This is a genomic window from Thiocapsa sp. (assembly GCF_011390875.1).
GTDB lineage: Bacteria > Pseudomonadota > Gammaproteobacteria > Chromatiales > Chromatiaceae > Thiocapsa.
This window is the reverse complement of the sequence record NZ_JAABRP010000232.1, coordinates 1-6,936: the sequence shown is the minus strand read 5'-3', so window position 1 is coordinate 6,936 and position 6,936 is coordinate 1. Positions and strand designations below refer to the sequence as shown.

The 6,936-nt window shown below is 63.1% G+C and carries 3 protein-coding genes and 1 pseudogene; 3 read left to right on the top strand and 1 reads right to left on the bottom strand.

Annotation, left to right across the window (positions count from 1 at the left end):
• Positions 1-415: 415 nt before the first annotated feature.
• On the bottom strand, positions 416-3,466 hold the full coding sequence (locus tag GPT33_RS15870) for a chemotaxis protein CheB (RefSeq protein ID WP_296810747.1): 3,051 nt from the start codon (positions 3,464-3,466) through the stop codon (positions 416-418).
• 321 nt (positions 3,467-3,787) lie between these two features.
• Here GPT33_RS15870 and GPT33_RS15865 point away from each other — a divergent pair, with 321 nt between their 5' ends.
• From GPT33_RS15865 to GPT33_RS15855, 3 genes and pseudogenes are all read left to right on the top strand, one after another.
• A complete protein-coding gene (locus GPT33_RS15865) occupies positions 3,788-5,665 on the top strand; it encodes an EAL domain-containing protein (RefSeq protein WP_296810744.1) in 1,878 nt (625 codons plus the stop codon).
• A 61-nt stretch (positions 5,666-5,726) separates the two neighbouring features.
• Positions 5,727-6,158, top strand: coding sequence for a hypothetical protein (locus GPT33_RS15860; RefSeq protein ID WP_296810741.1), 432 nt, complete (start codon positions 5,727-5,729; stop codon positions 6,156-6,158).
• Positions 6,159-6,638: 480 nt separating this feature from the next.
• Positions 6,639-6,936: pseudogene (locus GPT33_RS15855) on the top strand (PAS domain S-box protein); the annotation flags it as partial.

Below are 6,936 nucleotides of genomic sequence, written 5' to 3'. Positions count from 1 at the left end.
TCGGCATTGCCGTGCCGATGGGGATTGCCCTCGGGCGCGGCAGAGCCGGATTCGACGACGACGGGAATTTCATCCAACAACGACATACAACAGACCTCAACCTATCCGTTTTGGATTCTAGGCGCTTTGCGTTCGCCCTGATTTGATGCAGCGCAGCTAATTAGAAAGTTAGCAAGCTCGAATGATCCAAACCGCTTCCATGCGTTTGGATCCGGATCTCTGGTTGGTGTCCTCGTCCGCTCGAACACGCACGGCCCTTTGGATGTGGCGCGGTTTCGATGAGAAAGGCGACGGGGGCAGCTGCCTGTGATGTCTGTGCTGTTTGGGCACGCGGTGCTTTGCCCAACCTACGGGTGATGGCGTTCACGCATCTGTGCACCTTGTTGTCGAACCGGCACCTACCGCCTCACGCTGCTTAGGTCTGGGATTGGCCGAGCGGACGCTCGGTTGTCGCCAGAGCGTAGGGGATCCCGCGCGCGTCGAGTAGTGCCGTAGGATGGATCAACACGGGCAGACGACTGCCGTCGGCACGCAGCCGCGCGCTCTCGAACGGCTTGACGCGCTCGCCGCGTTGCAGCTGCTCGATCGTCGTGCGATAGAGCTCCATCGCCTCGGGCGGCATCAGGCGCTCGATGGACATTGCCAGGGCGTCGTTCTCGCGATAACCGTAGATGCGTTCGGCCGCCGGGTTCCAGGCACGGATGGCCCCGTCGAAGCCTTGCACCGTCATGGCATCGTCGGAATCCCTCACCAGGGCCGCGAGCCGTTGCTCCTGCTCCAAGGCTTGGCGCAGGCGAGTCTCGGACGTCTTTATCTCGTCCACGTCGATGAAGGCGATCACCGCGCCCTCGATGCGGTTCTCTGCTGACTTATATGGACGAATCCGCACTGAGTACCAGTGACCCTGATTGTCCTGAATCTCCAACGCCTGGAGCGTCACCCGATCGATGACGGACCGAACCAGGATCTCCAGATCGGGAATCTCGATATTCGGCTTGATGTTGCCGATGGGCCGACCGAGATCCGAGGAAATCAGGTTCAAGAGCCGCTCGGCCTGCGGCGTGAAATGACGGATACGCAGGTCCGCCCCCAGGATCAGCACCGGGAGATGGACGCTGACGAGTAGATTGCCGAGATCGCTGTTGGCCTCGGCCAGGTCGTTGTTGCGGTCCTCCAGCTCGCAATTGACGGTCGCCAGCTCCTCGTTGGTCGATTGAAGCTCTTCCTTGGCGGTCTCCAGCTCCTCGATGGTGCTTTGCAGCTCCTCGTTGGCGGACTGGATCTCTTCGTTGGCGGATTTGAGCTGCTCGTTGTTGCGCTCCTGCTCCGTGATGACCGATTGGAGATAGTCGCGCGTGGAGGTCAGCTCGCGCTCCAGCGCGACGATGCGCTCGTCTACCGGGATCGAGGGCTCGCTCGTTGCGCCGCTTGTCGGGACCGAATCCGGCTCGGCGGCCGGGGTTTCCTCGAACAAGACCAACAGCCGATCGGACGGCCCGCCGTCGTCGATCGGCAGCACCCGCAAACCGACCCAGGCATCCGTGCCGTTGCGCCGATACCAGACGCGACTCTTGGTGACGGCCGACCCGCTCGTACGCGCCTCTTGGATAGCCGTGCGCAGATCCACCGCGAGCTCGCGGCGCGCAAGCTTGAGTAGATTCAGGGTTGCGGTGCCCGGGATCGGATCGAGATAGCGGCCGGTCTCTCCGCGGAACAACAGGATACCGAGGTCGCCCGAAACCACCACGCCCGGCGGCCCGTAGTGCCTGAGGATCATCCGGTCGGTCGCTTCAGTGAGATCGATCGGCTCGTTTGAGCCCCGCGCCGGGGGGGCGACCGGGACATCGCCCGGCGCTTGCAACGCGCGCGACATCATCGCGGGCTCGAACCGGGGAGAAATGGATTTCTTCGTGTAGATCTTGTTCTTGTGGTCGAGCAGCGCGAAGAGATCGGCCCGCGCCCCGATGGACTCCGAGGACCCCAGCATCAAAAACCGATTCGGCTCAAGGGAATAATGGAAGGTCCGCAGGGCCTGCTTTTGCAAAGGCGGCCCGAAATAGATCATGAGATTACGGCAGGAGACCAGATCCAACCTGGAGAAGGGCGGATCCTTCACCAGATTCTGCACTGCGAAGATGCACAGATCACGCACCTGCTTGGCGACCTCGTACCCGCCGGCAGTCTTGACGAAGAAACGTTTCAGTTGCTCGGGTGCCAGGTGCGCGACCACTTGGTCGGCAAAGAGAGCAGCGCGGGCCTTCTCGATCGCCTTCGCGTCGATATCGGTCCCGAAGATCTGAATGCGCGTCGCGCTCGCCCGGTCTCCCAGATAGTCGATCATGGCGATGGCGATCGAGTAGGCCTCCTCGCCGGTGGCGCAACCGGGCACCCAGACACGGACCGGGCGCTCGGTAGCCGGCTCTGCGAAGAGGACCGGAAAGACCTTCTCGCGCAGGGCGTCGAACGCCTCGGGCTCGCGAAAGAACCCGGTGACGCTGATCAGCAGATCGTCGAACAGTCTCGCAATCTCTTCGGGCTCGGACTGGAGATAGCGCACGTACGCGGCAAGCCGGTGGATCCGATGCACGGCCATGCGCCGCTTGATCCTCCGCAGGATGGTGTCGCGCTTGTAGAAGCTGAAGTCGTTTCCGGTGTGCGTTCGCAGCAGCATGAAGATCTTACCGAGATCCTCTTCATTGCCGCCCGGCACCTCCGCAATCGCGCCCGAGGGATGGCGCAGATAAGCGTGACGCGCGATGCGCGCGAGCTCGCACGCCATCTCCGGCGGCGCCATCACTAGATCGACACAGCCGGCGGCAATCGCGTTGCCCGGCATCCCGAAGTGCTCAGCGGTGTGCTCGTCTTGTGCGAAGGTCATTCCGCCGGCCGCCTTGATCGCCTTCAGCCCATGGGTTCCATCCGAGCCGGTCCCGGAGAGGACCACACCGATGGCCTTGGGCCCCAAGTCGTCCGCCAGGGTTTGCAGAAAGCTGTCGACCGGCAGGTGCACTCCGCGATCCTCCCGGCGCGCCAATACGAGCAGGCGTCGATGATGCAGACCGAGCGAGCAATTCGGCGGGATGACATAGACATGGTCGGGCTCGACCGGTTCACCGTCTACGGCCTCGCGCACCGGCATCCGGGTCGCCCCGACCAGCAGATCGGCCAGCAGGCTCGGATGTGCCGGATCCAGATGCTGGATGAGCACGAAGGCCATGCCGGTGTGCGTCGGTAGATGGTGAAGCAGACGACGGAAGGCATCGAGCCCGCCGGCCGAGGCCCCGATTCCGACGATCGGGAAGATGCCGTTCTCGGACTCGGCATCCCGGTAGGCGGGGTTCTTGTGCTCGGCGCCGGCGGGCTCGGCAGGCACATCTCGCTCTTCGGCGTGAAAGGGGGCTTGCGTGGGCTCGGGGGAAGACTCCGGCGGGGTGGGGTGCTTCGATGCCTGCGGATCAGAGCTCATCGGTGACTCCTTGTAATCGATCGCGGGATCAATGCACGGGCGAAACGTGCTGTCAACTCACGGCGCGCCGCCGCGCCCGATCGAGGGCCAATTCGAGATCCAGTTCGATTCAGGGACAGATCCGTAAGACTACTGAGCCCGCCCGCGTGAAGCCACAATGCAAGAATCCACAATTTTCTCATATACTTGGGTCCGGTAAACGTCCGGAACGAAATCCGGGCGACGTCAACACCGGGATCCTCGGCGCGCGGTACTACGCCGGGTAGATTCCACGCGTCGAACACCTCACGCGCTATAAGGATCCGATCGAGCGGGACACACATGAGCAGACATATGGCGAAGCATCCGGGATGGAGCGGGGAGGACGTCGATCCAGCGGGCGAATCCTTATCGGAGCAGGCGGGCAGCGAAGAGGAGCTGAGCCGCCTCATGCGCGATTTCAAGACCCATCAGATCGAGCTGACCCAGCAAAACCGCGAGCTTCAAGACGCCCAGCGTGCGCTCGAGATCTCGCGGGATCGCTATGCGCGACTCTACGATCGGGCACCCGTCGGCTATTGCACGCTGGATCGCAGCGGCATCATTCGCGAGATCAACCTGACCGGTGCATCGATGCTCGGTAGGGAGCGCCAGGACCTCACGGGCACGCCATTGTGGAGTCATCTGGATGCGGGTCAAGCACATGCACTGCATGCGCACATCGAGGCGGTGCAGCGCAGCGCAGAACGCCGCACGCTCGGAGTCCGGCTGACCAAGCGCCACACCGGGCACGCGCTCGATCTGAGGCTCGAGAGCGAACCTGCCCGCGGCGAAGACGGCGAGACGGTCTATCTCACGGTGATGCTCGATGTCACCGAGCAGCGACACCTGCTCGAGCAGCTCAAGGAGCGCGAGCAGTCGCTCTCGCATCTGGCCCTGCACGATCCGCTCACTGGCTTGGCGAATCGCGCCCTATTCTCCGATCGCCTCGAGCAGGCGATCGCACGCACACAGCGCACCGGGGAGCAGCTCGCGGTCCTCTTCATCGACCTGGACCGCTTCAAGCTGATCAACGACAGCTTCGGACACACCTTCGGCGACGAAGTCCTCAAGGACGTCGCCACTCGACTTAAAGAACAGATCCGCAAGGACGACACTGTTGCGCGTATTGGTGGTGACGAATTCCTGATGCTGCTTGCCCCGATGGACTCGCCGGACTCCGCCGCCGCGGTCGCGCGCAAGCTGATCGAGCTGCTGCGCCACCCCTATACGGGTCCACAAGGCGAGATCGCGCTGACCGTCAGCATCGGCATCAGCGTCTGTCCGGACGACGGCACCGCGGCGGAAGACCTTGTTCGTCAAGCCGATACGGCGATGTACATCGCCAAGCAGGGCGGTCGCAACACCTTTCGATTCTACGCCGCGGACATGACCGCGCAGGCCTTCGCCCGGATCCTGCTCAGGTCAGGTCTGGCCCACGCCGTCGAGCGCGGCGAGCTGGTGCTGGCCTACCAACCGCAGCTCGCCCTGGATACCCGTCGCATTGCGGGCATCGAGGCACTCGTGAGATGGAACCATCCAGTGCTCGGCTGCCTGGCGCCCGAAGGGTTCCTCGCGCTTGCCGAGGAGACCGGACTGATCCGCGGAATCGATGCCTGGGTGCTGCGTACCGCCTGCACTCAGCGCAAGCGTTGGCAGACCGATGGGCTCGACGAGGGAACCCTCATCAAGATCAACTTGTCCAGAAGGGAGCTGGAGCGGACGGAGTTCGCCGATGATCTGGTCGCCCTGCTGCGGGAGCTCGATCTCGATGCACGACTGGTCAGCCTCGAGTTGACGGAGACGGGACCCGTGTCGGACTCCGTCTCGGCAATGGAGTCGATTCGCCGGTTGAAGGGGCTCGGAATCGAGCTCTCGATCGACCATTTCGGCGCGGTCTCTTCCTCGCTCATGGATCTGAAGCGACTGCCGATCGGGGAGTTGAAGATGGACAAATCCTTGATCGACGGGCTTCCGCAAGACAGTGACGACGCGGCGATTGCATGTGCGATTCTTGCCCTGGGCAAGACCTTGGGCATGCGCGTCGTCGCTCAGGGTGTCGAGACGCAACGGCAGGCCGATTTCCTCAAGCAGGCCGGCTGCACGATCGCGCAGGGGTTTCTCTACACCCAGCCGCTCGGTCCGGATGAGCTGATGCGGTTCGTCAAGACATGGACTTGAGAGATGGTTCTAGAGCAGCCGGTCAAAAGAGAACGACGACAACCGGGAGGACAGCATCACCATGACACGACTCGATTCGGTGCGAACGGCGAGACGGTTTTCAGCCTTGCAGAGCAAAGGCGATCAAGCCATAAAGATCCGTGGACTTCAGGATGTCGGGCGCCAGGGCGCCGACCGAGCGGGCAACCGCACCCCGGGGATCGCAACCCCTGCCGCGGATCTCGACTACGAGATCGACGACGGCCACCTGCACATCCGGATCGACGGCTCGCTGGATCTGCGCTGCGCCTTTACCTTGCTGCTGATCGGCCAAACCGTGGACGAGAGCATCGACGCCTGCACGCTTGACCTGACCGGCGTCGACCGGATCTTCGACTCCGGGATCGCGGCACTGGTCCTGGTTACCCGGGAGCTGAAGGGGAAAGGCGTGGAGCAGATCCGAATCTACGGCCTCGACCTCGACAGCGCGACCCTCCAGCCGTTTTTAATGTAAGCATCCCGGGATGCCGGCCGATCGAGCGCTGCTCGTCCCCTGCCCGAACCCTTCGGTTCAACGCCGATCGTTCTCGCTCGTTACAGCCGGTCGGTGGGGGGCGAGCGGGAGCGAAGTCCAGCGATTCCCGCGCCTGCGCTGGCTGGTGTGCTGCGCTGCGCTTGCCCGCCCAACAGGGCAAGGTGATCGAAAGGGCCGGCGGTGCAAAACACGGCCTCGCCGATTCATCCGGCAGGGGACGTGGATGGGCCAGGATCTTCTAAAATAGGGGTGTGCGTATTGCGTTCTCGCCGGTCTCTCTTGCCGTGCCGGGCGTCGGCGGTGGATCGTGGATGGCGTCTTACGCAGGCGGACCGCCGCCGTCGAAACGCAACGACACACTCCGGAACCGCGACACCCGAGACGGGTGTCGCGCACAGCACGCCCGAACGCCGGCGTCGGAGCTTAAACCGCCGGCCGCACAACGGAGGTGCCGGTTCAATGGCAAGATTCGACCAAGCGAGTGATGCGCAACTGACGCGGCTCTTGGCAGAGCTCGAGCGCACAGACAACGGGTTGGACGAGTTGACTCGCCTCGTGCACGAGCTTCATGTCCATCAAATCGAGCTTGAGCAACAAAACCGCGAGCTGCTTGCGGTGCGTGCAATCCTGGAGGAGTCTCGCGAGCGCTATGCGGACCTCTATGACTTTGCACCCGTCGGTTACCTCTCGATGGACGCGGCGGGCAGGATCCAAAACATCAACCTGACCGGCGCCAAGCTGCTCGGGCAATCCCGAG